Origin of the sequence: Pseudomonas sp. IT-P44, from assembly GCF_949768225.1 — a bacterium.
In the GTDB taxonomy this organism is placed as follows: Bacteria; Pseudomonadota; Gammaproteobacteria; order Pseudomonadales; family Pseudomonadaceae; genus Aquipseudomonas; species Aquipseudomonas migulae.
The window spans coordinates 50,114-76,345 of the sequence record NZ_CATKQM010000101.1 but is presented as its reverse complement, the minus strand read 5'-3'; the positions used below and the strand labels follow the sequence as shown (position 1 = coordinate 76,345).

At 59.4% G+C, this 26,232-nt stretch carries 22 protein-coding genes and 1 tRNA gene; 7 read left to right on the top strand and 16 right to left on the bottom strand.

All coding sequences use genetic code 11. The features are described from left to right. Nucleotides 1-76 precede the first annotated feature (76 nt). From ACM6IO_RS29415 to ACM6IO_RS29400, 4 genes are all read left to right on the top strand, one after another. Nucleotides 77-1,360, top strand: coding sequence for an aspartate aminotransferase family protein (locus tag ACM6IO_RS29415; protein WP_414912689.1), 1,284 nt, complete (start codon nt 77-79; stop codon nt 1,358-1,360). A gap of 241 nt (nt 1,361-1,601) precedes the next feature. Continuing rightward, nucleotides 1,602-1,958: a type II toxin-antitoxin system RelE/ParE family toxin gene (locus ACM6IO_RS29410; protein ID WP_192227621.1), complete on the top strand. Its 357-nt coding sequence runs from the start codon at nt 1,602-1,604 to the stop codon at nt 1,956-1,958. After that, the gene (locus ACM6IO_RS29405) at nt 1,951-2,271 is read left to right on the top strand and encodes a helix-turn-helix domain-containing protein (protein ID WP_207284820.1); all 321 of its coding nucleotides are present in this window, start codon (nt 1,951-1,953) and stop codon (nt 2,269-2,271) included. The genes ACM6IO_RS29410 and ACM6IO_RS29405 overlap by 8 nt, the downstream gene beginning before the upstream one ends. 84 nt (nt 2,272-2,355) lie before the next feature. Then, entirely contained in the window at nt 2,356-2,514 is a 159-nt protein-coding gene (locus tag ACM6IO_RS29400) for a YqaE/Pmp3 family membrane protein (protein WP_207284819.1), read from the top strand. Nucleotides 2,515-2,626: 112 nt separating this feature from the next. Here ACM6IO_RS29400 and ACM6IO_RS29395 read toward each other — a convergent pair whose 3' ends face one another. The 10 genes from ACM6IO_RS29395 to ACM6IO_RS29350 all read right to left on the bottom strand — a co-directional run bounded on the left by ACM6IO_RS29395 (nt 2,627) and on the right by ACM6IO_RS29350 (nt 13,620). Continuing rightward, nucleotides 2,627-4,453 (bottom strand): prolyl oligopeptidase family serine peptidase, encoded by a 1,827-nt coding sequence (locus ACM6IO_RS29395; RefSeq protein ID WP_414912688.1) that lies wholly within the window; start codon nt 4,451-4,453, stop codon nt 2,627-2,629. After that, nucleotides 4,419-5,594: a pyrroloquinoline quinone biosynthesis protein PqqE gene (gene pqqE, locus ACM6IO_RS29390; protein WP_226298153.1), complete on the bottom strand. Its 1,176-nt coding sequence runs from the start codon at nt 5,592-5,594 to the stop codon at nt 4,419-4,421. Before pqqE ends, ACM6IO_RS29395 begins: the two co-directional genes overlap by 35 nt. Beyond that, the gene (gene pqqD / locus ACM6IO_RS29385) at nt 5,566-5,841 is read right to left on the bottom strand and encodes a pyrroloquinoline quinone biosynthesis peptide chaperone PqqD (protein WP_008024193.1); all 276 of its coding nucleotides are present in this window, start codon (nt 5,839-5,841) and stop codon (nt 5,566-5,568) included. The genes pqqE and pqqD overlap by 29 nt, the downstream gene beginning before the upstream one ends. Beyond that, the gene (gene pqqC / locus ACM6IO_RS29380; RefSeq protein WP_192416808.1) at nt 5,838-6,590 is read right to left on the bottom strand and encodes a pyrroloquinoline-quinone synthase PqqC; all 753 of its coding nucleotides are present in this window, start codon (nt 6,588-6,590) and stop codon (nt 5,838-5,840) included. The genes pqqD and pqqC overlap by 4 nt, the downstream gene beginning before the upstream one ends. A 129-nt stretch (nt 6,591-6,719) precedes the next feature. Next, nucleotides 6,720-7,631, bottom strand: coding sequence for a pyrroloquinoline quinone biosynthesis protein PqqB (pqqB, locus tag ACM6IO_RS29375; RefSeq protein ID WP_192227626.1), 912 nt, complete (start codon nt 7,629-7,631; stop codon nt 6,720-6,722). 72 nt (nt 7,632-7,703) lie between these two features. Beyond that, entirely contained in the window at nt 7,704-7,778 is a 75-nt protein-coding gene (gene pqqA / locus ACM6IO_RS29370; RefSeq protein WP_009045898.1) for a pyrroloquinoline quinone precursor peptide PqqA, read from the bottom strand. Between the two features lie 155 nt (nt 7,779-7,933). Continuing rightward, complete coding sequence (pqqF, locus tag ACM6IO_RS29365; RefSeq protein WP_414912687.1) at nt 7,934-10,360, bottom strand: pyrroloquinoline quinone biosynthesis protein PqqF; 2,427 nt, start codon at nt 10,358-10,360, stop codon at nt 7,934-7,936. A gap of 48 nt (nt 10,361-10,408) precedes the next feature. Then, nucleotides 10,409-11,203 (bottom strand): carbon-nitrogen hydrolase family protein, encoded by a 795-nt coding sequence (locus ACM6IO_RS29360; protein ID WP_008027017.1) that lies wholly within the window; start codon nt 11,201-11,203, stop codon nt 10,409-10,411. 12 nt (nt 11,204-11,215) lie between these two features. Next, complete coding sequence (locus ACM6IO_RS29355) at nt 11,216-12,898, bottom strand: flavin monoamine oxidase family protein (protein ID WP_414912686.1); 1,683 nt, start codon at nt 12,896-12,898, stop codon at nt 11,216-11,218. A 260-nt stretch (nt 12,899-13,158) separates the two neighbouring features. Then, entirely contained in the window at nt 13,159-13,620 is a 462-nt protein-coding gene (locus ACM6IO_RS29350; protein ID WP_008027020.1) for an Lrp/AsnC family transcriptional regulator, read from the bottom strand. A gap of 174 nt (nt 13,621-13,794) precedes the next feature. On the opposite strand from ACM6IO_RS29350, the gene ACM6IO_RS29345 reads away from it, so the two are divergent. Both ACM6IO_RS29345 and ACM6IO_RS29340 read left to right on the top strand, forming a co-directional pair. Then, nucleotides 13,795-16,149: a glucose/quinate/shikimate family membrane-bound PQQ-dependent dehydrogenase gene (locus ACM6IO_RS29345; RefSeq protein WP_414912685.1), complete on the top strand. Its 2,355-nt coding sequence runs from the start codon at nt 13,795-13,797 to the stop codon at nt 16,147-16,149. A 145-nt stretch (nt 16,150-16,294) separates the two neighbouring features. Continuing rightward, nucleotides 16,295-16,942: a peptidase M41 gene (locus ACM6IO_RS29340; protein WP_414912684.1), complete on the top strand. Its 648-nt coding sequence runs from the start codon at nt 16,295-16,297 to the stop codon at nt 16,940-16,942. A 69-nt stretch (nt 16,943-17,011) separates the two neighbouring features. Here the strand turns inward: ACM6IO_RS29340 and ACM6IO_RS29335 are convergent, their stop codons facing one another. Beyond that, entirely contained in the window at nt 17,012-17,320 is a 309-nt protein-coding gene (locus ACM6IO_RS29335) for a DUF3077 domain-containing protein (protein ID WP_414912683.1), read from the bottom strand. A gap of 326 nt (nt 17,321-17,646) precedes the next feature. Next, nucleotides 17,647-17,811 carry a hypothetical protein gene (locus ACM6IO_RS29330; protein ID WP_414912682.1) on the bottom strand — a complete coding sequence of 55 codons (165 nt, stop codon included), beginning with the start codon at nt 17,809-17,811 and terminating at the stop codon, nt 17,647-17,649. A 34-nt stretch (nt 17,812-17,845) separates the two neighbouring features. On the opposite strand from ACM6IO_RS29330, the gene ACM6IO_RS29325 reads away from it, so the two are divergent. After that, nucleotides 17,846-18,151, top strand: coding sequence for a helix-turn-helix domain-containing protein (locus ACM6IO_RS29325; RefSeq protein WP_008027032.1), 306 nt, complete (start codon nt 17,846-17,848; stop codon nt 18,149-18,151). Between the two features lie 77 nt (nt 18,152-18,228). On the opposite strand, the gene ACM6IO_RS29320 is transcribed toward ACM6IO_RS29325, so the two are convergent. From ACM6IO_RS29320 to dnaG, 4 genes are all read right to left on the bottom strand, one after another. Beyond that, nucleotides 18,229-18,305: transfer RNA gene (locus ACM6IO_RS29320), tRNA-Ile, on the bottom strand. A gap of 15 nt (nt 18,306-18,320) precedes the next feature. Then, a complete protein-coding gene (locus ACM6IO_RS29315; RefSeq protein ID WP_223452638.1) occupies nt 18,321-22,067 on the bottom strand; it encodes a bifunctional diguanylate cyclase/phosphodiesterase in 3,747 nt (1,248 codons plus the stop codon). 122 nt (nt 22,068-22,189) lie between these two features. Further along, entirely contained in the window at nt 22,190-24,037 is a 1,848-nt protein-coding gene (rpoD, locus tag ACM6IO_RS29310) for an RNA polymerase sigma factor RpoD (protein ID WP_008027035.1), read from the bottom strand. 67 nt (nt 24,038-24,104) lie between these two features. Further along, on the bottom strand, nt 24,105-26,084 hold the full coding sequence (dnaG, locus tag ACM6IO_RS29305; protein ID WP_253405187.1) for a DNA primase: 1,980 nt from the start codon (nt 26,082-26,084) through the stop codon (nt 24,105-24,107). Between the last annotated feature and the right edge of the window lie 148 nt (nt 26,085-26,232).

Sequence of the window (26,232 nt, the reverse complement as noted above, 5' to 3'; positions counted from 1 at the left end):
AGAACGCGATGACTACCGTTTACGCCGAAGGTGTTTACATAGGTAAGGCAAAACACTTCACACGAGGTGTTTTCGGATGAATTTGTTCAATTTACGACGCAACGCTCCCAGCCTTGATGACCTGAGCGCGGACACTTTCCTGTCGTACAGAAGTGACAATCTTTCCAGTGAGTGCCTGATGCCCAGTGTCGAGCGGCCGAAACAGATTTTTGTGCGCGGTCAGGGCTCCTGGCTGTGGGACAGCGAAGACCGCGCCTATCTGGATTTTTCCCAGGGGGGCGGGGCCAATAGCCTCGGGCATAGCCCTTCGGTACTGGTCAACGCAATCACGGCGCAAGCTCAATCGCTGATCAACCCCGGTTTCGGCCTGCACAACCGCGGCATGCTCAACCTTGCCGAGCGGCTCTGCGTCAGCACTGGCAGTGACCAGGCGTACCTGCTCAACAGTGGCAGTGAAGCCTGTGAAGCGGCGATCAAACTGGCGCGCAAGTGGGGCCAGCAACATCGCGGCGGTGCGTCGCGGATCATCGTGGCCAACAACGGTTGCCATGGCCGTAGTCTCGGGACGATCCCGGCGTCGGACAGTTCCAGGCTGACCAACCGCTTCGAGCCGCAACTTCCAGGCTTCAGCCACGTACCGTTCAATGATCTGGCCGCTCTGCACGCCGCCGTTGATGCCCGGACCGTGGCAATCATGCTTGAGCCGATCCAGAACGAAGCCGGGGTCATTCCCGCTACCGAGGATTACCTCAAGGGTGTCGAACGCCTGTGCCGTGAGCTTGGCATCCTGTTGATCTTCGACGAAGTGCAAACCGGTCTTGGTCGACTCGGCACCTTACTCGCGGAACAGTCCTACGGTGTGCGAGCCGATATCGTCGTCCTCGGCAAAGGCCTGGGCGGTGGTGTGCCCTTGGCGGCGCTGCTGGCACGTGGCAAAGCCTGCTGCTTCGACGTCGGCGAGCTGACGGGCACTCATCATGGCAACGCGCTGATGACCGCTGCTGGCCTGGCTGTGCTCGATAGTGTGCAGGACAAGGGCTTTCTCGAGCATGTCAGGGAAACTGGCCAGCACTTGTGCGAAGGCCTGGCACGTCTGGCTCATCGCTATGGACACGGCGAACTGCGCGGTCAGGGATTGCTCTGGGGTCTGACCCTGTCCGACGATTCGGCTGACGCCGTAGCCAAAGCAGCGCTGTACGAAGGCTTGCTGCTCGACGCCCCGCAAACCGATTGCCTGCGATTCACCCCAGCGCTCACGGTCAGTAAATCCAACATCGACGAAATGCTCCTGCGCCTGGCCCGCGCCTTTTCCCGCGTGCGCACCGCACAACTGCAATGCCGCAAAGGGATTGCCGTCTGATCAGAACCGCCCTACACGAATTTCCGAACCGTCTCGCGGTATAACGCATCGCCCCACGTTTGATTCTTTTGACGTGGGGCGTTTTTTTGTCTCTGCGTTTTTCCAGGCGCACTTCGTCGCTTGAACGGGAGATAAATCGGTGGCTTTTTAGAAAAGCCGGCAGGGAGTGCCGGTGTCAGTGAAGGATTCCTGGTTTTGATTTCTATACCACTCAGTGGTATGTTTTTTGGAAGGGATGCCAATGTCACCAAGGTTGTTCAAGACAAAGCGTTTTGCGATGCAGGCGGGTAAGGCCTGGATTGGTGATGATGAGCTTCGGGAGGCATTCACCGAAATGCTCAAGGGCCAGGTGGAAAGTCTCGGCGGCGGGGTTTGGAAGAAGCGTTTGAATGCCAACCGCCATCGCTCGATTGTTGTGGCGAAGGGCGGTCGTTACTGGATCTATCAGTTGCTGTTTGCGAAGAAGGATCGGAGCAATATCAGTTTTGCGGAACTGACCGAACTGCGTGGTTTAGCCAAGGTTTATGGCGTTATGACCGACATGCAAGTCCAGCACTTGTTGGATACCGAGGAGTTTGTGGAGATACACCATGAGTAAGAAATACAAAAGCGACGTGTTTGAGTCGATTCACGAATCCGCCAGTGCCTTGTACGCCATCGGCGCAATCAGCAAGGCAACCATGCGCGAGTTCGATGAATCCTGTCTCGCGACGGTGCCGGACGCGATTCCTGCGGAGCAGATCAAAGCACTGCGCGAACGCAACAACGTCAGCCAGCCGGTATTTGCGCGTTATCTGAACACCAGCGCGTCGACGGTCAAACAGTGGGAAGCAGGGGATAAACACCCCAGTGGCATGGCGCTGAAGTTGTTGAGCATTGTGCAGAAACACGGTCTGGAGATACTGGCCTGAGGAACAGCACTGAACCCTGACGAACGGTGTTGGTCGATTAGCAGTAAGGCTCACATGAGCCCACTTCAATTCAGGAGCTGCCCCATGGACTTCATTCGCATCCTCATCGCCATTCTATTGCCGCCACTGGGCGTGTTTCTGCAAGTCGGTTTCGCTGGCGCGTTCTGGCTGAATATTCTGCTGACGTTGTGCGGTTATATTCCAGGGATCGTGCATGCGGTGTACATCATCGCCAAGCGCTAAGGTTCGCATCGCAAGATAGATCGCATTCGCTGGCAAGCCAGCTCCCACAGAGTTTGTGCACGCTGAAGATCCTGTAGGAGCGTGGCTTGCCCGCGAAGGGCGCGACACGGTTTCAGCTTTCGAGCGCCATCACCCGTCGATAAAACAACCACTCCTGTTCCAGCGCATGGGCCTGATTGCCGGCCTTGCGGAAGCCGTGACGTTCGTCCGCGTAATAATGCGCCTGTACCAGAATGCCGTTTTGCTGCAACGCCTCGGCCATATCGCGGGTCTGTTGCGGCACGACCACAGCGTCCAGTTCGCCCTGAAAGAAAATCACCGGCACGTTGATGTTGCTCGCATGCAGCAGGGGTGTGCGTGCGGCGTAGCGCTCGGCGTCCAGCTCGGGATCGCCAATCAGCCAATCCAGGTAATCGCCTTCGAACTTGTGGGTTGCGCGGCCCAGGGCAACGGGATCGCTGACGCCGTAAAGGCTGGCACCAGCGCGAAAGACCTTCTTGAACGCCAACGCACACAGCGTGGTGTAGCCGCCGGCACTGCCACCGCGAATAAACGCCTGGTCGCCATCGATCAATCCGCGCTCTGCGAGATGGGCGACTACTGCGCAGGCATCTTCCACATCCACTTCACCCCAACTCAAATGCAGCGCCTGGCGATAGGCCCGGCCGTAGCCGCTGCTGCCACGGTAGTTGAGGTCGGCCACGGCGAAGCCGCGTTGTGCCCAGTACTGGATGCGCGGATCAAGCATCGGGTAGCACGCCGATGTCGGGCCGCCGTGGATGAATACCACCAGCGGCGGTTTCGCTTCGCCGGTCATCGCAGGGTAGAAGAAACCATGAGCCTCGCCCGAACCGCTCGGGTAGCGCAGGGTTTGTGCGATGCTGATCTGATCGGCGGGCAGCGGCGCGATTCCACCGGCCAATACCCTGACGGCTCGGGTCTTGCGGTCGATGGCGATCACGGCTGATGAACTGACCGGCGAAGCGGCGATGCAGTAGATGAATTGTTCATCCAGTGCGAGATGTCGGAATCGGCTGTAGTCCCCGGTGAAATCTTCTGTAGCGTCACCGCCAATGCCCAGTCGGCCGAATCCGCCTTCGGTCCAACTGGCCAGATAGCTGTTTTCACCCAAGGGCAGCCAAGTGCAGCCACCCAACTGCCAGGGCGCTGGTCCATGATCCGCCGCAGTGCTGGGCAACGGGCGCAACGCATCGGAAGACTCCGCCCACGGCTGCCAGTAACCGCCGCGATCCGTCAGGCAAAGCAGTCGGCCACGGTCATCGAATCGCGGTTGTTGCAACGACTCCTGAATATCTTCACCCGCCAGGCAGCGCGCTTGAGCGTAACGGCCATCGCTCTGGCGCTCGGCAACCATCAGGCGCGTCGCGGTCCATGGCTGGTCCGGACGGCTCCATTCGATCCAGGCCAACCGTCGAGCATCGGGGCTCAGTGTCGGCGCGGCATAAAAGTCGGCACCCTCGGCCAACAGATGCCGTGTGCTGTCCGCCAGATCGATGGCCACCAGTCGATGCCGATCCCGATGTTCTTCAACGGCCAACACTTGCCCGTTGGCAAATTGCAGATCGCCGTAGCGGCATTCACCGGACGTCAGCGCTTCGGGCATTTCGTCTTTGAGCGATTGGCGATACAGCTGCTGATCCGCCTCGTTGACGAAAACTACCCCGTCATCTGTCAGACAGAACGCTCCGCCGCCATATTCGTACACCCGACTGCGCACGCTGAAACCCATTGGCGTCAGGCAATGGGCCTGGCCATCACGCCAATGCCAGATTCGACAAGCGGCGTCCTCGGGACGGTACTCGTTCCAGAACAGGCCATGCTGGCCAACCTGCAGTTCGGCAAAGTCGACACCGGCAGCGACCGCTTTGGCGGCGCTGAAGGGTTCAGCTTTTTGCGATGAGTCGTGAGTTTCGTTCATTGCGAAAGGCCAGTTGTTCGATGGTCTGGGTCGCGTGCTCGGCTTCTTCGCGGGCCTTGAGAATCACGCCGTGATGTTCCGACTTGCTGCACACCGGGTCGGCGTTGCTGGCGTCACCGGTGAGCATGAAGGCCTGGCAGCGGCAGCCACCGAAGTCCTTTTCTTTCTCGTCGCACGAGCGGCATGGCTCGGGCATCCAGTCGTAACCGCGAAAGCGGTTGAAGCCAAACGAGTCGTACCAGATGTGCTGCATGCTGTGGTCGCGCACGTTAGGAAACTGCACCGGCATCTGTCGGGCGCCGTGACACGGCAGCGCGGTTCCGTCCGGGGTTACTGTCAGAAAAATACTGCCCCAACCGTTCATGCAGGCTTTCGGTCGTTCTTCGTAGTAGTCCGGCGTGACGAAAATCAGCTTGCACGGATGCCCTTCGGCTTCCAGTTTTGCGCGGTATTCGTTGGTGATGCGTTCAGCCCGGACCAGTTGTTCCTTGGTCGGCAGCAGACCGACCCGATTGAGCTGCGCCCAGCCGTAGAACTGGCACGTGGCGAGTTCGACGAAGTCCGCCTCAAGGGCGATGCACAGCTCGATGATCCGGTCGATCTTGTCGATGTTGTGCCGGTGGGTGACGAAGTTCAGCACCATCGGATAACCATGTGCTTTCACTGCACGAGCCATTTCCAGCTTCTGCGCGAAGGCCTTTTTCGAGCCGGCCAGCAAGTTGTTCACCTGCTCGTCGCTGGCCTGGAAGCTGATCTGGATATGGTCCAGGCCGGCCTCCTTGAAGTCGCTGATTTTCTGCTCGGTGAGGCCGATGCCGGAGGTGATCAGGTTGGTGTAGAAACCCAACTTGCGCGCCTCGGCAATCAGTTCGGCGAGGTCCTGGCGCACCAGCGGTTCACCGCCGGAAAAGCCCAGCTGCGCCGCGCCCATTTCCCGTGCTTCGCGGAACACCTTGATCCACTGCTCGGTGCTCAGCTCTTTGCCTTGCTCGGCGAAATCCAGTGGATTGGAGCAGTACGGGCATTGCAGCGGGCAGCGGTAGGTCAGCTCGGCCAGCAGCCACAGCGGCAGGCCGATTTCCGGTTTGGGCGGTAACTTGTCCGACACGGAATCAGGCAAGTTCGATCCAGTGCTGAGCACGGGCGACCTCCATGAATTGCTCGATGTCATCACCGAGCTCCGGCACGCCAGGGAACTGCGCGTCCAGCTCGGCGATGATCGCCGCGACGTCACGTTCGCCGTCGATCAAACCGCCGATCAGCGCGGCGCTTTCATTCAGTTTGATCATGCCTTCCGGGTACAGCAGCACATGGCCTTTCTGCGCAGGTTCATACTGGAACCGGTAGCCTGGACGCCAGGTTGGGGTCTTGCTGCGATCAAAACTCATAAGCTGATTCCTTTGTGCCAGACCCGTTGCTCGGTCACGCTGTGATACGGCGGGCGTTTCAGTTCGTAGGCCATGCTCATGGCATCGAGCATGCTCCAAAGAATGTCCAGTTTGAACTGGAGAATTTCCAGCATGCGCTCCTGGCCTTCCCGCGTCGTGTAGTGCTGCAAGGTGATCGCCAGACCGTGTTCGACATCGCGGCGCGCCTGGCCCAGACGGGTGCGGAAATATTCGTAACCGGCCGGGTCGATCCATGGGTAATGCTGCGGCCAGCTGTCGAGACGCGACTGGTGGATCTGCGGCGCGAACAGCTCGGTCAATGAGCTGCTGGCGGCTTCCTGCCAACTGGCCCGGCGGGCGAAGTTGACGTAGGCGTCCACGGCGAAACGCACGCCGGGCAACACCAGTTCCTGCGAGCGCAGTTGGTCCGGGTCGAGGCCGACGGCCTGTCCCAGACGCAGCCACGCTTCGATACCGCCGTCTTCGCCGGGGGCGCCGTCATGGTCGAGCAGGCGTTGAATCCACTCGCGGCGGATTTCCCGGTCCGGGCAATTGGCCAGAATCGCAGCGTCCTTCAGGGGGATGTTCACCTGATAGTAGAAGCGGTTGGCGACCCAGCCCTGGATCTGCTCGCGGGTCGCCCGGCCTTCGTACATCGCCACGTGATAGGGGTGATGGATGTGGTAATAGGCGCCCTTGGCGCGCAGGGCGGCTTCGAATTCGGCGGGGGACAGTGGGGTGTCAGTCATTTCGGTCTCCGGGGGAATAACCGGTGGATTCTGTTGTGTCTTATCGGACGCTTTCGCGGGCAAGCCTCGCTCCTACAGGTTCGGCGCTATCCCTGTAGGAGCGAGGCTTGCCCGCGAAGAGGCCATCCGCTACAACACAATACTCATGCCGTCATACGCCACTTCAACGTCCCGCCGAGCCAGCTCGGCGCGCTCCGGCGAATCCTCATCAAGGATCGGGTTGGTGTTGTTGATGTGAATAAGCACCTTGCGCTGCTTGGGCAACTGTTCCAGCACTTCCAGCATGCCGCCGGGGCCGTTCTGCGCCAGATGGCCCATTTCCCGACCGGTGCGGGTGCCGACACCACGGCGCTGCATTTCGTCGTCGTCCCACATCGTGCCGTCCACCAGTAGGCAGTCGCTGCCGGCCATGATTTCCAGCAACGGCGCGTCGACCTTGCCCAGGCCCGGCGCGTAGAACAGCTTGCCGCCGGTGTTCAGGTCTTCAATGATCAACCCGATGTTGTCGCCCGGATGCGGGTCGAAACGGTGCGGCGAATACGGTGGCGCGGCACTGCGCAGTGGCAGCGGAGTGAAACGCAGACTCGGGCAGGTCGGGATGGTGAAGCTGCAGTCGAGTTCGATGCGGTTCCAGTTCAGCCCGCCATTCCAGTGGGTCAGCATGGTAAACAGCGGGAAACCGGTGCTCAGGTCTTCATGGACCATGTCGGTGCACCAGACGTTGTGCGGGCAACCCTCGCGCAGGCTGAGCAGGCCGGTGGTGTGGTCGATCTGGCTGTCCATCAGGATGATCGCGCTGATACCGGTATCGCGCAGGGCGCGGCCCGGTTGCATCGGGGCAAAATTCTGGAGCTGGGCGCGGATGTCCGGCGAGGCGTTGCACAGCACCCAGTTCACGCCGTCATCGGAAATCGCGATGGACGACTGGGTCCGCGCCTTGGCATTCAGGCTCCCGTCGCGAAAACCTGCGCAGTTCACGCAGTTGCAGTTCCACTGGGGGAAACCGCCGCCGGCGGCGGAACCTAGAATCTGGACAAACATGGGTGCTCCATCATTTAAACGCTGAAAATAAAAACGCCTCGGCAAACCGAGGCGCTGAACGGCAGGACAAGCTTAGCGGCTTGCGAAGTACATGGTGACTTCAAAGCCGATACGCAGGTCGGTGTAAGCAGGTTTGGACCAGGACATGGGAGCGCTCCTTCAGGTGATGGGACGGTTGAGATCTATACATATAGTCCACCTCCAGCCGGAGATGTTCAGATAGTTAGGTGGCTATGTTACTCAAAATTACAGAGCGATTGGCCTGCAATCTCGGAAAAAGCTAATTGCACCAGCGGTAATGATCATTTTGCCACTTGCCAAGGCGCCTCCGGCTGCGAACTGCTGGCCAGACCGCGCCAGCCGCCCTCGGCGTTGATCAGGCGCAGTGCGGCGGCGCGCAGGGCAGAACGATCGATGTCCAGAATGGCTTGGGGAAGCTGCGTCAGATAATCCGACGAGTGGCCGGCCAGCTTGCCCTGCCATTGCAGTTCGGCGGCCTGGGCGACGGGCAACGCAGCGATCTGGAATTGATCGGCCAAGGCCTGACGCTGGGCAACGAAGGTCGCCTCGTCGATGCCGTCGATCATTGCGGGCAGGTCGTTCAGAAAGTCTTCCATATGTTGCAGCAGGTTCAGAGGCGCGACGCTCGGTGATTGCACGCCGAACAGAACGCCCGTCTGCCCATGGACCTGCCGCAGCGCACTGAACACCGCATAACCCAGTTGCAACTCCACGCGAAGGCGCTGGTAGAACGGCGTCTGACAAATGTGCGCGAGCAAACGCCACGCAGCGTCGTCAGAGATTTCCTGCGTGGCCGTCGGACAGAACAGCAACAGCGTGTGTTCGCTGGAACCGGTGTCGACGGCGGTCCACAGACGCAGCCCGTTGATCGAGGGCGGCGACGACGGTTGAGTGTCCGCAATGCCGGGCACGCGACTCAGGGCGAACCCCATCGCTGCTTGAGTCTGTGCCGACAACCCGATTGCCAGGCCTTCCCAGCGCGCCGTCGACCATAGCTGCTGCAAGTCATCAGCGACTGAGCTTTGCTCAAGGCAATGATCAGGCAGCGCTTTCAGCAGTTGTTTAATCGGTATCAATGCGGCGCTTTTCGGTTCTTCCTGTGAGAAACCGGCATCAGGGTTTGTCAGCTCTTTCAGCGCATGTTCGAGGACGGTCGGCATCGACTCTTGCAGCCCCGTCATTTTCAGCAACCATTCATTTCCTGAAGCGCTGAAGGAAAAGTCGACGCCTGCCTGACGGGCATCCTCGCGCAGCGGCTGCAGGCGGTTTTCCAGACCCAGCTGATGGCGGGGTTGAGGTCTGGACTCTAATCGCCAGCGCAGATAAATCGCGCCTTCAGCGGTGTTATCGGGCAGGGCCTGGCTGAATTGCATCGGCGAGTTTTCGCGACGGCTGCGCGAGCGGTCCTGCGCGAATGTCCGCAGGCCACGGTGTTTGCTGGTCTGGCCGCGAATCAGGCCGGCATTTGAGGGTGGTGCCTCGGCGCGCAAGAACGGATTCGGTGTCGGCAGTTGCCATTCACCGCTGAAGTTATCCACAGCGCCGATTTTCTTCAGGATGTCCTTGAGCGCTACAACGCCTTGCTCGGATAACCCGGTTTCAAGCTGTTCGCTGTCGAGTCGGGCCAGTTGCAGCGCACTGCTGACTTGTTGCTGGCGCTGAAGCACGGCAGCGTACTCCTCACGCAGAAGGGTCCAATTTTGTTGAGCTGCAAAAAAGCCCAGCCAATCCAGGAGCTTCTCGCTCAGGATGCTCGCCGACGCGGTCGTTGTGAATTCAACGTGCAGCACGGCTTGTCCGGCAAATTGATACAGCGGCTTGGCATTCAGATGCTCAGCCAAACCGCATTCGCGCAATACAGTCAGCAGCCCGCCGGGCTTCGCGGCGTTCAACCAATGGCACAGAAACGCCAATGCTTCGGTCGACGCATTGGGCAGTGCTTCGAAGGTAAACAGCAGATCCAGCCGACGCTCGCCAGCCTGTTGATAACTTGCGACTGAAGACTCCATCAGCGGCACAGGAGCCTGTTGCGGGAGGTTTTTTCCCTCGGAAATCACCGCGCCGAACTTCAGCGCCATTTGCTTCAGCTCTTCGATACTTTGCGGACCGGCCAGGCTCAGCGTCATCTGTCCGGTCTGATAAAACCGCTGATGGAAATCCTGCAGCGCTTGCTGAAACTCCGGTTGCTGCACGGGCAGGCTGTCGCGGTTGCCGGCATGAAAGCCGCGCAACGGATGAGTCGGCGAAAGCCCATCGAACAACGCCAGTTGCTGCTGTGCCGTAGGATCCTGCGACCAGGCGACAAACTCCGCGTGCAGCACTTCCCGTTCCCGCAACTGATCGTCCAGATTCATACGCGGATGAGCGAGCATGTCTGACAGACGCTGCAGTCCTCCGTTGAAAACTTGAGGCGGCAATTCGAAAAAGAAGTCGGTGGTGCGCTCGCTGGTCCGTGCATTCACCTGCCCGCCATGACCTTGTACGTAGGCCATCAGCCCTTGTTCCGCAGGAAAACGCTCGGTACCGAGAAACAACAGGTGCTCAAGAAAATGCGCCAGGCCTGGCCATGCCAATGGCACGTCATGACTGCCCGCAGCGACCCGCAACGCGGCCGCACAACGCTTCAGATTCGGGGCATGACGCAGCGTCACTCGCAGGCCGTTGGCCAGGGTTTCAGTGTGAGGGCGAGGGGGATTCAGCGCAGGCATGAGCACTTCCAGAACAGGGAAGCGCTAATGCTAGCGGATTACTGGGTGTCAGCGCTTGTTCAGCTCGCCGTAAAGCTCGGGGCGGCGATCGAGGAAGTAACGATTGGCGGCGCGGGAATCGATCATCAACTGGCGATCCAGCTCACCGACAATCAGCGCTTCATCGAGGCCCGCCTGTGCGATGCGGCTACCATCCGGCGCGGCGATGCTGCTCTGGCCGCAGTAGTGGATGTCGCCTTCGTTGCCGCAGTAATTGGCATAAGCCACGTAACACTGGTTTTCGAAGGCGCGGGCGCGGACGGTGACGTCGGCGATGAAGTCGTAAGGAATCATGTTCGCTGTCGGCACCAGAATCAGCTCGGCGCCGGCCAGGGCCAGACGCCGCGCGTTCTCCGGGAACTCCATGTCGTAGCAAATCAGGAAACCGAGCTTCCAGCCGTTGAGCTCCACCAGCGGAAAATCATCCTGGCCGGCGCTGAACATCGAGTGATCGAGGTCGCCGAACAGGTGAGTCTTGCGGTAGTTGCACAGGCGCTCGCCATTGGCGTCGATCAGTTGCACGGCGTTGTAGATCTGCCCGTCTTCGGTGCGCTCGGGATAGCCATACAAAATGGCGATCCCCGCCGTCTTGGCAATGCGCGCGATCTGCTGCGCCGATTCACCGTTGTGCACCTCCGCCAGGACGCTGACGGCATCGACGCCGATGTTGTAGCCGGTCAGGAACATCTCCGGCAGCACCAGCAAATCGGCGCCTTTGGCCTCCAGCGCCAGTTGATGCAGGCGTTGCAAATTGCCGGCGACGTCCAGAGGCAGCGGTGGACATTGGTAAAGGGCTACGCGCATTTCGAACTCCTTTTACTCGGGCAGGGCGATCGGACCGATCTCGTTGAACACATCTCCTGGACCCGGGTTCTCGGCGTGAGTTTCACCGCCGAAGTGTTTCATGATGCCCCACACCGCATTGAGCGAGGTCTGCACCGCGCCTTCGACCCACGCCGGCGTCCACGAAACGTCGTCGCCGGCGATGAAAATCCCGCGCTGTTCGGCCGGCATATCAGCCTGCATGAAGTGTGCGTACATGCGCTGGTTGTAACGGTAGTGACCGGGCAATGCGCCTTTGAAGGCGCCAAGGAAATGCGGGTCGGCTTCCCACGACACGGTGATCGGATCGCCGATGATTCGCGCGGCGATGTCGACTTTCGGGTAGATCTTTTTCAGCGCGTTCAACGCCAGCTCGACGCGTTTTTCCACCGGGTGCGGAAGCATTTTCAACGCATCGCTCATCCACGAGTACGACAGGCAAATCACGCCCGGCTTGTCGTCGCCGTTGTCGAACAGATAGGTGCCGCGGGTCAGGCGATCGGTGAGGGTCATGCTCATCAGGTCGCGGCCGGTTTCCGGGTCCTTGTCCTTCCAGAACGGGCGGTCGACCATCACGAAGGTTTTGGAAGATTGCATGTAGCGGGTGCGGTCGAGGGCCATCCACATCTTTTGCGAGAACAGGGTTTCGTCGCACTCGATCTGGGTGGTCAGCAGCCAGCTCTGGCAGGTGGTCAGCACTGCCGCGTACTCGCGGGTATCGCCGTTGTTATCGGTGACCGCAAAACGACCGTCCGCGGCGTGAGCGATTTTTTTGACCCCGGAGCGTGGCGCGCCCCTGTGCAGCGACTTGAGGCTGGTGCCTTCGGGCCAGTGCACGCAACGTTCCGGCACATGGCGCCAGATGCCTTGCGGCACTTGTTCGACGCCGCCGACGACCAGGTGTTGGTGATCGTCGCAGTTAGTCATCACTACGCGGAAGATTTCCAGCATCGAATTCGGGAAGTCCGAGTCCCAGCCGCCGGTGCCGAAACCGACCTGGCCGAACACTTCGCGGTGATGGAACGACAGCTTGGCGAAGGCTTCGGAGGTGGCGACAAAGTCGTAGAAGGTGCGGTCGTCCCACAGCGGAACCAGGGTGTTCCACAACTCTTTGAGGCGTGGCACGTCGCGGTCGCGGATTGCTTGTTGGATATCGGAGAACTGTGAGCCGGCTTCCAGTGCGTCCGCCCATGCGTCAGCCACTTCCTGGAACAGTGCCGGAAGATCCGCCAGTTTCTGTGCGTAATGGGTTTTGCCTTCCAGGTCGATGACGGTGCTGCCAGAGGCAGGGGTCAGCGGATTGGGAAAGGGTTTGGTCTGGAGGCCGAGCTTGTCGACGTAGTGGTAAAACGCGGTGGACGACACCGGGAAGCGCATGCCGCCCAGTTCAGCGACGATGCCATCGGTCCCGTTGAACGCCTGCGAGCGCAGACGGCCGCCCAATTTAGAGGCTTCATAGACGACGGGCTTGAGGCCCAGTTTCATCAGTTCGTAGGCCGCGACCAAACCGGCGATACCGGCGCCGACAATCGCTACTTCGGCGCCGTGGTTGTGCGCAGGAATGCTGCCGAGGCCGGCCGGGTGTTCGATCCAGTCGTCGAAAGCGAAAGGAAAGTCCGGGCCAAAAATGGTGACTGGTTTTTTACCGTCTGCAGGATGGCGATTGTTCTTGTTCATGGCTGACCTTGCTGGCGACCGGACGCGGGGTGCGCGTCTGAGTATAGGAAAAGATGGCAGCCATTCTAGAGAGCGTAGAACACGTTAATAAGACGCAATGTGTCGTCGTTTTGCTAATTAATTGATCATAGTGACGAGGTGTCGATACACACTGTCCACTGTGGGAGCGGGCTTGCTCGCGAAAGCGGTATGTCTGTTATTTCATTTTTCAATGGCACACCGCTTTCGCGAGCAAGCCCGCTCCCACATAAAGATTGCGGTTAAACCGGCTGGCCGCGATCTATCTTGCTGCTGAGAATGATCGACGTGGTCGTCTTCTCCACCCCGTCCACACTGCCGATCTGATCCAGCAACTGATCCAGTTGCTCCGGCGAATCAGTGCGCAACCAGGCCACATAATCAAATTCGCCACTCACCGCACACAACTGCTGAACCTGAGCCATCGCACTCAAGCGCCGCAACACCTCCTTGCCAGAGCGCGGTTGCACCGTGATCCCGACGTACGCCTGCAATCCGCCGTCCACCACACGCTGGCCCAGGCGCACGCCGTAACCGGTGATGACCCTGGCCTTTTCCAGCCGCGACAGCCGCGACGTTACGGTGGTGCGGGCGATGCCCAATTGCCGGGCGAGCATGGCCACGCTTTCGCGGGCATTGATTTGCAGGGCCGCGATCAATTGGCGGTCGATTTCGTCAAGAACGGGCGGGCGAGTGTCAGGCAATGGTCGTCTCCAGCAACACAAATCAATGGGTCAGCATGTTACAGCACCGCTCGCATACCGGATGTTTGATCTAGCCTCAGTACCGTTCATGCCATTTTTACCTGCGACAATTTGCCATAAGTAACTAGGTAGTACATTATTCCGCGCTTGTCACAAATGGGGAAAATTACCGACATGAATAATTCTGGGGCTGCCGGCGGCGGCAAATGGTTGCTGTTGGGGCTGGGTGTCCTGATTGCGTTGATCGGACTCGGCCTGGCCGGTGGCGGCGGTTATCTGGTCTCGCTGGGCGGCAGCTGGTATTTCCTGCTGATGGGCCTGGCGATGCTGGTGTCCGGGCTGATGATCGCCCGTCGCAAGCCGCAAGGTGCGTGGCTGTATGGTGTGGCGCTGATTCTTACCGCGATCTGGGCCGTATGGGACACCGGTTTCGAATACTGGCCGCTGGTCTCGCGCGTGCTGACCTTCGCCGTGATCGGCGTGGTCGTTGCGCTGATCTATCCGATGCTGGTCCGTGCTTCAGGCGCGACTGCCGGCCGTGGCGCTTATGGCCTCGCCGGTATCCTGGGCGTCGGCGTTGTCGCAACGATGGCCTACATGTTCGTGCCGACCCATGTGGTCAAGGCCAGCATTGAACCGGCTGTTACGCCGGTCGCTCCGGGTACCGAACAGAAAGACTGGGCCCATTGGGGTAACACCACCGCTGGCAACCGCTTTGCTGCGCTGGACCAGATCAACAAAGGCAACATCGACAAGTTGCAGGTGGCGTGGACCTTCCGCACCGGCGACATCCCGCAAAGCACCGGCGCTGGCGCTGAAGACCAGAACACCCCACTGCAAATCGGCGACACGGTCTACACCTGCACCGCTTACGGCAAAGTCTTCGCGCTGGACGTCGACACCGGCGCCCAACGCTGGAAGTTCGACCCGCAAGGTACTGCGCCAAACTGGCAGCGTTGCCGTGGCCTGGGTTATTCCGAGACGCCAGTGTCTTCGGATAACCAGCCGACTGCCTGTACGAAACGTCTGTTTCTGCCGACCGGCGATGCCCGTCTGATCGCGATCAATGCCGAGACCGGCAAGCCGTGTGAAGAGTTTGGCAACAAAGGCACGGTCGATCTGACCACCGACATGGGTGAAGTGAAGCCCGGTTACTACCAGCAAACCTCAACCCCGCTGGTCGCAGGTGACGTGGTGATCGTCGGTGGTCGTGTGGCCGATAACTACTCCACCGGCGAGCCGCCAGGCGTGGTCCGCGCTTACGATGTACGCAGCGGTGAACTGGTGTGGGCGTGGGATCCGGGCAATCCGAACACCACCAAACGTCCACCGGCTGGTGAGACCTATACACGCGGCACACCAAACGTCTGGTCGGCCATGTCCTACGACGCCAAACTCGGTCTGGTCTACTTGCCCACCGGCAACGCCACGCCAGACTTCTTTGGTGGCCAACGCACGGCATTCGATGACAAGTGGAGTTCGTCCATCGTCGCGATCGACGTGAAGACCGGTCAGGTGCGCTGGCACTTCCAGACCACCCATCACGACCTGTGGGACTTCGACCTGCCGGCCCAACCGTTGTTGTACGACGTGCCGGACGACAAGGGCGGCCTGCAGCCAGCCTTGGCGCAAGTCACCAAACAAGGCGAGATCTTCCTGCTCAACCGCGAAACCGGCGTGCCGATCGCGCGCGTCGAAGAGCGCCCGGTTCCGCAAGGTAGTGTGCCCGGCGAACGCTATTCGCCCACCCAGCCGTTCTCGGTGGACATGCCGTCCATCGGCAACAAGACCCTGACCGAAGCCGACATGTGGGGCGCCACGCCGTTTGACCAGTTGATGTGCCGCATCCAGTTCAAAGGCATGCGCCACGAAGGCGTCTACACCCCGCCGGGCATGGACCGCGCGCTGCAATTCCCGGGCTCGTTGGGCGGCATGAACTGGGGTAGCGTCTCGGTTGACCCAAACACGAACTACATGTTTGTCAACGACATGCGCCTGGGCCTGGCCAACTACATGATCCCGCGCAACAAGATCGCCGCCGGGGCCAGCGGTATCGAAATGGGCGTCGTGCCACAGGAAGGCACACCGTTCGGGGCGATGCGCGAACGCTTCCTCTCGGCGGTGGGCATTCCGTGCCAGAAACCGCCGTTCGGCACGATGTCTGCCATCGACCTCAAGACCCACAAACTGATGTGGCAAGTCCCGGTCGGCACCGTACAGGACACCGGTCCGCTGGGCATCCGCATGCATTTGCAGATTCCGATCGGCATGCCGACCCTCGGTGCTTCTCTGGCCACCCAGTCCGGCCTGCTGTTTTTCGCCGGTACCCAGGACTTCTACCTGCGGGCGTTCGATACGGGTAACGGCAATGAGATCTGGAAGTCGCGTTTGCCGGTGGGTAGTCAGTCGGGTCCGATGACTTACGTTTCGCCGAAAACCGGTAAGCAGTACATCCTGCTGACGGTGGGCGGTGCGCGTCAGTCAACGGATCGTGGGGATTACGTGATTGCGTATGCGTTGCCTGAGTAAAGGCTGAGTCGCACGTACGAAAAAGCCGCGCGATTGCGCGGCTTTTTTTTGTTGAGCGAACCGACCCGAAGCCAGCAACGCACAGGATGGACAGCAATCGCCACTCGTAGTCGAATGCTAAGTCGAGGGATGCAAGGAGACGGAGATGACGAAGCAGATGCCTTCAGCCATGCGCGATCGTGCATTGCAGATTGCCAATCACGAAATGGGCCACTACGTCGTGGCCCGCGCATTGGGGTTTGCAACCGGCGGCGTGACCCTGTCCGTGACCATGGACTTGCGGCATCAAGGAGGCGCTGCCATTACCCTGGCGCGCCCGATTTCATCGATGGAAGCAATGAAAGCGCACGTGGAAGCCCGAATAATGGTCCTGATGGCTGGCGCCATGGGGCAGACATTGTCTTCGACACATCGGTCCGGGAATCGCGTCGACAAGACGAAAGCCGTCACCATCCTGAAAGGTGCGCTGGGGGCGGAACAGGATTACGCAAAAGTAAAAGAGCTTCAGCATTTGCTGCGCAACATCACCTGTCCCGATACGGATCCCACATCATCTGACCTTATTGCGGCTGAGCTTCAAGCGATGACTGATCGCATGTGGGGCCGGACTCAAGCAATCGTCGAAGACCTGGCGGACACGATTACCGAATTGGGACGCGTGTTGGTCGACGGCATGGTCATCGTGGAGCAGTGGGGCAGGGCAACGGATACGTATGAGGTGGTGTTTACGCGTGAGATGCTTGAGCGGTTGCGGCCAGTGCAGGCCATTCCGGCGTTGGGTGTTTGGGCGTAAGACAGCGCGCCACCGATCATCCTGTGAAAGCCCCGAATTCTCGGGGCTCATTCCACGGCCCATCGGCCGTTATTTTTTGGACTTCGTATCGGTGCGATCAGGTCCACGCTCCAGCACCTTCATCACATCATCGACCACGGCTTTGCTCATCGACGTCAGGTAATGCGCGGCCCAGGCGTGGCGGTCGGTGTCTTTGGCGTAGGCGGCGTCCATGGTCAGTTCCTTGGCGAGGTACAACAGATTTGAGGCCTGAGCTAGAGCGTCGGCGAGGGGGACGCCACTACTGACATGGAACAGCGCCTGGTTTGAGCAGTAGATGAAGGGGGTGAGGCCGATGGTTTGTAGTTCTGAAAACGCGGTCGAATCTGTTTTGCTCATAGTCTTGCTCCTTGACATAGGGAGCTGCCGCATTCGTTACCACACGAATGGGAGGCAGCTGTGCGCAGGGTGGTAAACCGGGAGCCAAGGAGACCGGCACGCCCTAGAGCGTCCCACGCACAGCTGCCATAACACAGGATCACAGCCGTAAAGAACTGACTGTTTATGTGATGGAAACGCTGTTGCGCCTTTTCTCGCCGGGTTACCACACCCGATCACTGCATTTGCAGCGACGTCCGGAGACTATCCCGTCGAAGAACAGCGCAACAAGGCATCAAAGTGCCCACAAAACACGATTCGGAGTTTGCCTACAAGGTCTGCGGACGTCATCCGATATTGCGCCACCTGAAGTAAACAAAACCAAACACCAGAAGCCGAACACCCACATCCCGCTCGAAACCGCCCTTAACAATTGCATTGGCAACCAAGGTGGCCGCACGGCCGCTAATGCCTAAAGTTATTCCCTTGAGATCATATTCCTTGGGTGGCATATTCGTTTGCCATTGCGTAAAGAGGGCCGCAACGATGGCTAAAAAATTTGCTGAACTTCAAGCTCGTATGACGCCAGAGTCTCGCGCAAACGCAGAGCGGTTGTTCCAGCAGCACCTGAAGGAAATGCCCCTGCACGAGCTGCGTAAGGCCCAGGAGTTGAGCCAGGAAACACTGGCCAAGATGCTGCATGTCAATCAAGCGGCGATTTCCAGGATGGAACGACGTACAGACATGTACATCAGCACGCTGCGCAACTACATACGCGCAATGGGAGGCGAGCTGGAAATCATCGCGACCTTTCCTGAGGGCCAGGTAAAGATCGAAAATTTTGCGAACTGAGCGATCCGAAAAATAGTGCTACAAAAACCAGTCACTCAGACACGAAAAAGCCGCGCATTAAGCGCGGCTTTTTTGTTTGGTGGGCCCACACGGACTTGAACCGTGGACCAAAGGATTATGAGTCCTCTGCTCTAACCAACTGAGCTATAGGCCCTCAGTAGGCCGCGGATTATAGCGACGGTTTCTCGGCTGTGCTATCCGAAAAATCCGATACGGCTATACGAAGAAACGTCGCGGCGAATTCGTCCGCTCGCAACGGCAAGCTGACGATGTAGCCCTGAATCTGTTCGCAGCCTTCTTCGGCGAGAAATAGTTGCTGCGCCAGAGTCTCGACGCCTTCGGCTATCACGGTGAATTGCATGCTGCGACCCAGCGCGATGATGGCGCGGACGATTGCCGCATCGTGGGGGTCATCCGGCAGGCCGCGGACGAAAGACTGGTCGATCTTGAGAATATCCAGCGGCAGGCGTTTGAGGTAGCTCAGGGAGGAATAGCCGGTGCCGAAGTCGTCGATGGCCAGTTGCACACCCAGGTGTTTGAGTTGATGCAGCACCGCCAGCGCTTCCTCGGCCTGGCTCATGATGAAGTTCTCGGTAATTTCCAGTTGCAATAACCCGGGCTGAAGACCGTTGTCCTTGAGCAGTTGTTCGATCCGGCCGAGCAGGTTGGGTTGACGCAGTTGTGCGCCTGCGAGGTTGACCGACAGCGGGCCGAGGCATTCATAGGTCTGATTCCATTCGTACATCTGCCGACATGCGGTCTCGAGCACCCAGTCGCCGATTTGCAGAATCATCCCGTTCTCTTCGGCCAGCGGAATGAAGTGCTCTGGCGGTACGGCGCCGAAGGTCGGGTGATGCCAGCGGATCAGCGCTTCGGCACCGACAAGGCGATGGTCCTCCAGGCTGATTTTGGGCTGGTAGCACAGGGATAGCTCATTGCGCTCGATGGCACGGCGCAGTTCGTGCTCCAGTGCGACGCGCTCGCTGGCCTGGGCGGTCAGGTCGCGGGTATAGCTTTCGACCCGGTTGCGGCCCTTGGCCTTGGAGCGATACATCGCCGCGTCGGCGTTTTTGACCAGTGTGGCGACGTCGCAGCCGTCCTTGGGATACAGGCTGGTGCCGATGCTGGCGCTGATGAAGAACTCATGCTCGCCGGCCTGGAATGGCGCGCTGAAGCAGTTGAGCAACTTGGTTGCGATATTGTCGGCGTCGGTGGATTGCTGCAGGCCCGGTAGCAGGATGATGAATTCGTCGCCGCCCAGCCGCGCCACGGTGTCGATATCGCGCAACTGCTCCTTCAGACGCACGGCGATGCCCTTGAGCAGCAGGTCGCCGACCGGGTGGCCGAGGCTGTCGTTGATGTGTTTGAAACGGTCCAGATCGAGGAACAACACCGCGCCCTGGCCGCCGTTTTCCTGCTGGTTGTTGAGCGCGGTCAGCAGCCGGCTTTCGAACAGTGTGCGGTTGGGCAGGCCGGTGAGCGGGTCGTGGTGCGCCTGATAATCGAGTTTGGCTTGCGCGTGCTTCAGGCTGGAAATGTCCGCAAACACGGCAACAAAGTGGGTGATGAACTTGTCGCGGTTGCGCACGGCGCTGATGGTCAGCCAGCTCGGGTACAACTCGCCGTTTTTGCGCCGGTTGGAAATCTCGCCCTGCCAATGGCCTTCGGCGGTCAGTTGATGCCACATGGCGGCGTAGAAAGCGCTGTCGTGCAGGCCCGAGGCAAGCAGGCGCGGGGTGTGGCCCAGTGCTTCACTTTCGCTGTAGCCGGTAATCTCGGTAAACGCGCGATTGACCGCGCTGATGTGTTGCTGCGTGTCGGTGATCAAAACCCCCTCGGCGGTGCTCTCGAACACCGTCGCGGCTTGTTGCAGTTTTTCCTGCATCAGATGTCGCTCGGTGATGTCCCGGGCGATGGTCAGCATGCAGTCTTCATCGCCGATCGGCAGCGGCCGGCTGGACACCTCGCAGAGGCGGATCTGCCCGTCGCTTCGGCGGATATGGCAACTGAAGTCACGGACGAAACCGTCCCGGTGCAGCAGGTCGAGCATCTGTTTGCGTTCGTTGAGGTTGACCCAGATCCCCAGCTCAAGCGCCGAACGATCCACCGACATCGCACTGTTGAAGCCGGTAATGCGGCTGAAGCCTTCGTTGACCTCCAGCAGCAAGCCATCGCTCTGCCGGGACAGCAGCAAACCGTCGGGGGACGCGTGGAAGGCTTTGGCGAATTTTTCTTCGGATGTTTGCAGCTGTTGCTGGGTTTCCTTGAGCTTGCTGATATCGCGCACAACCACCACCAACGCCGGGGTCGTATCGAGATCGAAAGGTTCGGCGGAGATCAGGCCGGTAAACACTTGGCCATTGCTGCGGCGAAAGGGCATCTCCAGGTTACGGATACTGCCGGCCTGCAAGCGTTGCAACAGACCTGGCCCAACGCCGGGTATGCCCCAGATGTTCAGGTCGGTGGCGGTCTGACCGATGACTTCCTCGGCTTTGAGACCAATCTGCTCCTCGAACGCTTCGTTGACCTCCAGCAGGCAGCCATCCGACAACCGCGCAATGACCAGAATGTCCGGGCATTGCTGGAATACCGAGGCAAACTTCTGCTCCGACAGGCGCAACGCCTCTTCGGTGCGCTTGGTTTCGCTGATGTCGATCATCAGCCCGCGCATCACCGGCTCATGACCGTGCTCGATCAGGCTGACGATGTCGCGCACCCACAGGCAACGGCCGTCAGCGGTGATGACCCGGTAATCGAGGCTGTGATCGCGCCCGGCCAAGACTTCGTGATCGCAGAAGGTCTGAGCGCGAGTCAGGTCGGCGGGGTGGATGATGTTGCGCCAGAACCCCGGAATCAGCCAATGGGACAGGGGATAACCAAGCAATTCTTCGGCGTGGGGTGACACATAGCTGTAGGTGAAATCGGTGATCCGCGCTTCCCAGGCAATGGCCGAAAGGCTCTCCACCAGCCCGCGATAATGGTATTCGCTGCTGCGCAGTTCCTGTTCCAGGTCGACGCGGCGGGAGATTTCCGAACTCAGTCGACGATTGATCCGGATGACCACCGCCAGCACGGTGATCAGCAACAGCAACCCCGGCAGGCCGTAAACGATCAGATCGGACCAGAAGGTTCGATGATCGAGGACGTTACCGACCCAATGCTCCTGGATGGCGCTGATTTCTGCCGGTGTCATGTCCGCCAGGACTTTGTCCAGGATGCCGACCAGAATCTTCTTGTTCTGAGGCACGCCCATGGCCAGTTGATAGCGATAGGGCGTCTCGCCGCTGACATAGAGCCCATCGAGCTTGAGTTGGCGCAGGCTCCAGACGCTGGAAGCGAGATCGCCGACCACCGCGTCCACTTCATCGGTCGCCAGTGCCTGCAAGGCTGAACTGACGTTGGGCATGCCCACCAGATTCAGGTCGGGGTGGTGAGTGCGCAGCAGTTCATGAGGCGCGTAGTTTTCCACCACGGCGATTTTCAGACCGTACAACTCTTCAAGCTTGTGCGGTTGAGCGCCTCCGACGTGGGCAAGGATGACGATCGGAAAGTCGAGGTAGGGGCGCGTAAACGCCAGGTATTTCTGACGCTCCGGGGTCGACATGATGCCCGGCAACAGGTCCAGTTTCGCTTGTCTGGCCTGCTCAAGCACAGCCGTCCAGCTCACAGGCTCGATGGGCGTGAGCTTAATGGCCAAGCGTTGGCGAATCAGGTCGATGTAATCCGCCGCAAGGCCCTGATAGCGGCCCTGATCATCACGAAACTCAAAGGGTGGCCATGACGCATCGACACCCAAGCGTAAGTCAGGGTGGGCCGTCAACCAGCTACGTTCTTCGTCGGTCAGAGTCAGCGCGCCAGCCGTTGCGGTCCAGGTCATCAGCGACAGCAAAAAAAGCACGGTCGGCAGTCTGGGCATAACGGTCTCGTTATGGCTCGGGGGAATGTTTCGAGTGTAGACGGGCAATTCGGCGGGAGGGAAGTGCGGGGGATTTAATCTGCATAAAGCAAAACCCCCGGCCTGGGCCGGGGGTTTTGTGATCACTCGTCGAGGAAGGAGCGCAGATGCTCGCTTCTCGTCGGGTGGCGCAGCTTGCGCAGCGCCTTGGCTTCGATCTGACGAATCCGTTCACGGGTCACGTCGAACTGCTTACCAACCTCTTCAAGCGTGTGGTCGGTATTCATGTCGATACCGAAGCGCATGCGCAGAACCTTGGCTTCACGGGCAGTGAGGCCGGACAGGACTTCGCGAGTCGCTTCTTTAAGGCTCTCAACGGTAGCAACATCGATTGGCGACTGCATGGTCGAGTCTTCGATGAAGTCACCCAGATGGGAGTCTTCGTCATCACCGATCGGGGTTTCCATGGAGATCGGCTCTTTAGCGATCTTCAATACCTTGCGGATCTTGTCCTCAGGCATTTCCATGCGTTCGCCCAGCTCTTCCGGGGTCGGTTCGCGACCCATTTCCTGCAACATCTGCCGGGAAATACGGTTGAGCTTGTTGATCGTCTCGATCATGTGCACCGGAATACGGATGGTGCGGGCCTGGTCGGCGATCGAGCGAGTGATCGCCTGACGGATCCACCAGGTGGCATAAGTCGAGAATTTGTAGCCGCGGCGGTATTCGAACTTGTCTACCGCTTTCATCAAACCGATGTTGCCTTCCTGGATCAGATCGAGGAATTGCAGGCCACGGTTGGTGTACTTCTTGGCGATGGAGATCACCAGACGCAAGTTCGCTTCGACCATCTCTTTCTTCGCGCGGCGGGCCTTGGCCTCACCGATCGACATGCGACGGTTGATGTCCTTGATCTCGGCGATCGTCAAACCTGTTTCGGTTTCCAGCGCGGTCAGCTTCTGCTGGCAACGAATGATATCCGGCTGCAGGCGACCAATGGCTTCAGCATATTTGCTTTTGCCTTTGGCCAGAGCGTCGCTCCAGCTTTCGTCAACTTCGTTGCCCGGGAACTGGCGCAGGAAGTCGGCACGCGGCATACGGGCATCACGCACGCACAATTGCATGATCGCGCGCTCTTGCTGACGCAGACGATCCAGGGCACTGCGAACACGCTCGACCAGGCCTTCGAATTGCTTCGGCACCAGTTTGATCGGCATGAACAGCTCAGCCAGGGCCAACAGTTCAGCAATAGCTGCCTTGTTGTTGCGACCGTGCTTTTTCAGAGCCTTGCGGGTGATTTCCATCTGATCAGCGACAGCGCCAAAGCGCTGTGCGGCGATGATCGGATCCGGACCGCTTTCGGCTTCTTCTTCGTCATCCGAAGCTTCGGCGTCATCGTCGTCGGTATCGTCGTCCGCTTTCACGGCTTTCGGATCGACTGGCGGCGGCACTTCTGCAGCAGGCGGCGCAATGCCGTCGTCCGGGTCGATATAACCGCTCAGGACGTCGGACAGGCGGCCACCTTCGGTGGTGACGCGAGTGTATTCGGAGAGAATATGGTCAACCGTGCCAGGGAAGTGCGCAATTGCGCCCATCACTTCGCGGATGCCTTCTTCAATACGTTTGGCGATTTCGATTTCGCCTTCACGTGTCAGGAGCTCTACCGTACCCATTTCGCGCATGTACATGCGCACCGGGTCGGTGGTGCGACCGATGTCGGTTTCGACCGCTGCCAACGCTGCTGCTGCCTCTTCGGCCGCGGCTTCGTCGGTATCGGCGTCGGCCAGCATAAGGGAATCCTTATCTGGCGCAACCTCGAATACGTTGATCCCCATGTCATTGATCATGCGGATGATGTCTTCCACCTGTTCCGGATCTGAAATATCCTCCGGCAGGTGGTCGTTGACCTCCGCGTAAGTCAGGTAGCCCTGCTCACGACCAAGTGTGATCAACTCTTTGATACGAGACTGCTGTTGCGCTTTTCCGGACATAACACCCTATCCACTGAAGGTCTTGGCGGGCAAAAAACAAGCCGAGGATTATACCTGAGCTATGACCTCACGCGCCAGTTGAGGTCGGGTTTGGTACAGTCATATTGCGTTTTAATAGGTCGCGCATCTGATTTGCGATCTGATTTGCTTCCTCTGCGGTCAATCCCGGCTGTCTTGCTTTTCTGATAAGTGCTTCCAGGCTATCGGTGTGTTGACCGGCTGATAGCCTAGTAATGGTGTCTAAAAACTGTTGTTCAAGGTTGCCGCCTTCAATCAGCCATTCCTTTTCCGCCAATGCTTTGAGAAGACGTCCCTGCTCCGTCCCATGCCAGCGGGCCATTAACTGAATTGAGTTTAGCTTAGGATTTTTTTGCACGGCCTCGATAAGGGCTACCAGCAATTGCGCGTAGGTGTTGCTCTCATTGGCGAAGTGATCGGCGGTTTCTACCTTGCCGGCCAGTTCCGGATGATGAATGAGCGTGCGAAGCGCAATCAGGGTCGGGGCTTCCACGGCAATTGGTGTGCGCGGGGCGCTTTGTTGATCGCGATCACCGCCACGCTTGCCATTTTTGTCCCACGGTTTCTTGTCCCATTTCTTTCCGCCGGCGCCGGGTTTCTTCGGCGTCCATTCCTGCTGCGGCACGTACATCTCTTGTGCCTGCGGCTGATGGTAATCGCCATAATCCGGCATCGCGTCGTAATCGATGCCTGGGTCATAGGCAGGCGGCGCGTCCTGAGGTGCGCTTTGCACCAGTTGGGTCACCGCTTCGCCACTGAGCCCGGTGATTTCGGACAGGCGCTTGCGCATGAGGATCCGCAGGTTCGCGCCCGGAACCTTGTCGATCAGCGGCGCCGCGAGGGTGGCCATGTGGGCCTTGCCTTCGAGCGAGCGCGGGTCCGATTCCTCGGTCAGTTGCTGAAAGAAGTAGTCTGCCAATGGCTGCGCGTGCTGGTTGATCCGCGCGCGGAAAGCATCGGTGCCTTCGGAGCGGACCAGCGTATCCGGGTCTTCGCCCTCGGGCAGAAACAGAAAGCGCGCCCGTCGCCCGTCTTGCAGGCAGGGCAGGGTGGCTTCCAGTGCTCGCCATGCGGCGTTGCGGCCAGCCTGGTCGCCGTCGAAGCAGAACAAAACGTTGGGCACGACGCGAAACAGACGCTTCAAGTGCTCTTCGCTGGTGGCGGTGCCGAGTGTGGCGACGGCGTTGCGCAGGCCTTGCTGGGCGAGGGCGATGACGTCCATGTAGCCTTCGACGACGATGATTTCGTCGAGGTTACGGTTGTTTTTGCGTGCTTCATAAAGGCCGTAGAGTTCCTGGCCCTTATGGAATACCGGGGTTTCCGGTGAGTTCAGGTATTTCGGTTTGTCATCACCCAGCACCCGGCCACCGAAAGCGATGATGCGCCCGCGGCTGTCGCGGATCGGAAACATCACGCGATCGCGAAAGCGGTCATAGCGTTTGCCGGTTTCGGCGTTTTCGATCAGCAGGCCGGCATCGACCATGGCTTTCTGTTGCAGCGTGTCGCTGCTCAGGTGCTTGAACAGATTGTCCCAGCCGGGCGGAGCGAAACCGAGGCCGAAGTCCCGGGCGATCTCGCCGGTCAGTCCGCGACCCTTCAAGTAATCCACCGCGGCTTTGCGCGACGGATGGCTTTTCAGTGCCTGACGATAGAAATCGGCGGCGGCAGTGAGCAACGGGTACAGCGGCGAATCGGTCGGCTGCCGCGGTTTGTGCGGCCGGCCGCTTTCTTCGCGGGGGATTTCCATGCCGGCGGCTTTGGCCAGTTCTTCGACAGCCTGGATGAAGTCCAGGTTGTCATGGTCCATCATGAAGCCGAGGGCGTTACCGCCAGCACCGCAGCCGAAGCAGTAATAGAACTGCTTGTCGGGGCTGACGCTGAAGGAAGGGGTTTTTTCTTTGTGGAACGGGCAGCAGGCAGTGTAGTTCTTGCCGGCCTTTTTCAGTTGCAGGCGCGAGCTGACCACATCGACGATGTCGGTGCGGTTCAGAAGGTCGTCAATGAAGCTCTGGGGAATTAGCCCGGCCATGGCGGTCTCGTCATCTGCGCTGAAATGGACCCAAAACGAAGGGCCGGCGAACGCGGGTCATTGCTTGAGGCGCGCAAAGTGTGCGGCTCGACCAGTGTCGTCTGCGTAATCGCTGTCGGGAAGTGTATCTGCCGAAAATCCACTGACG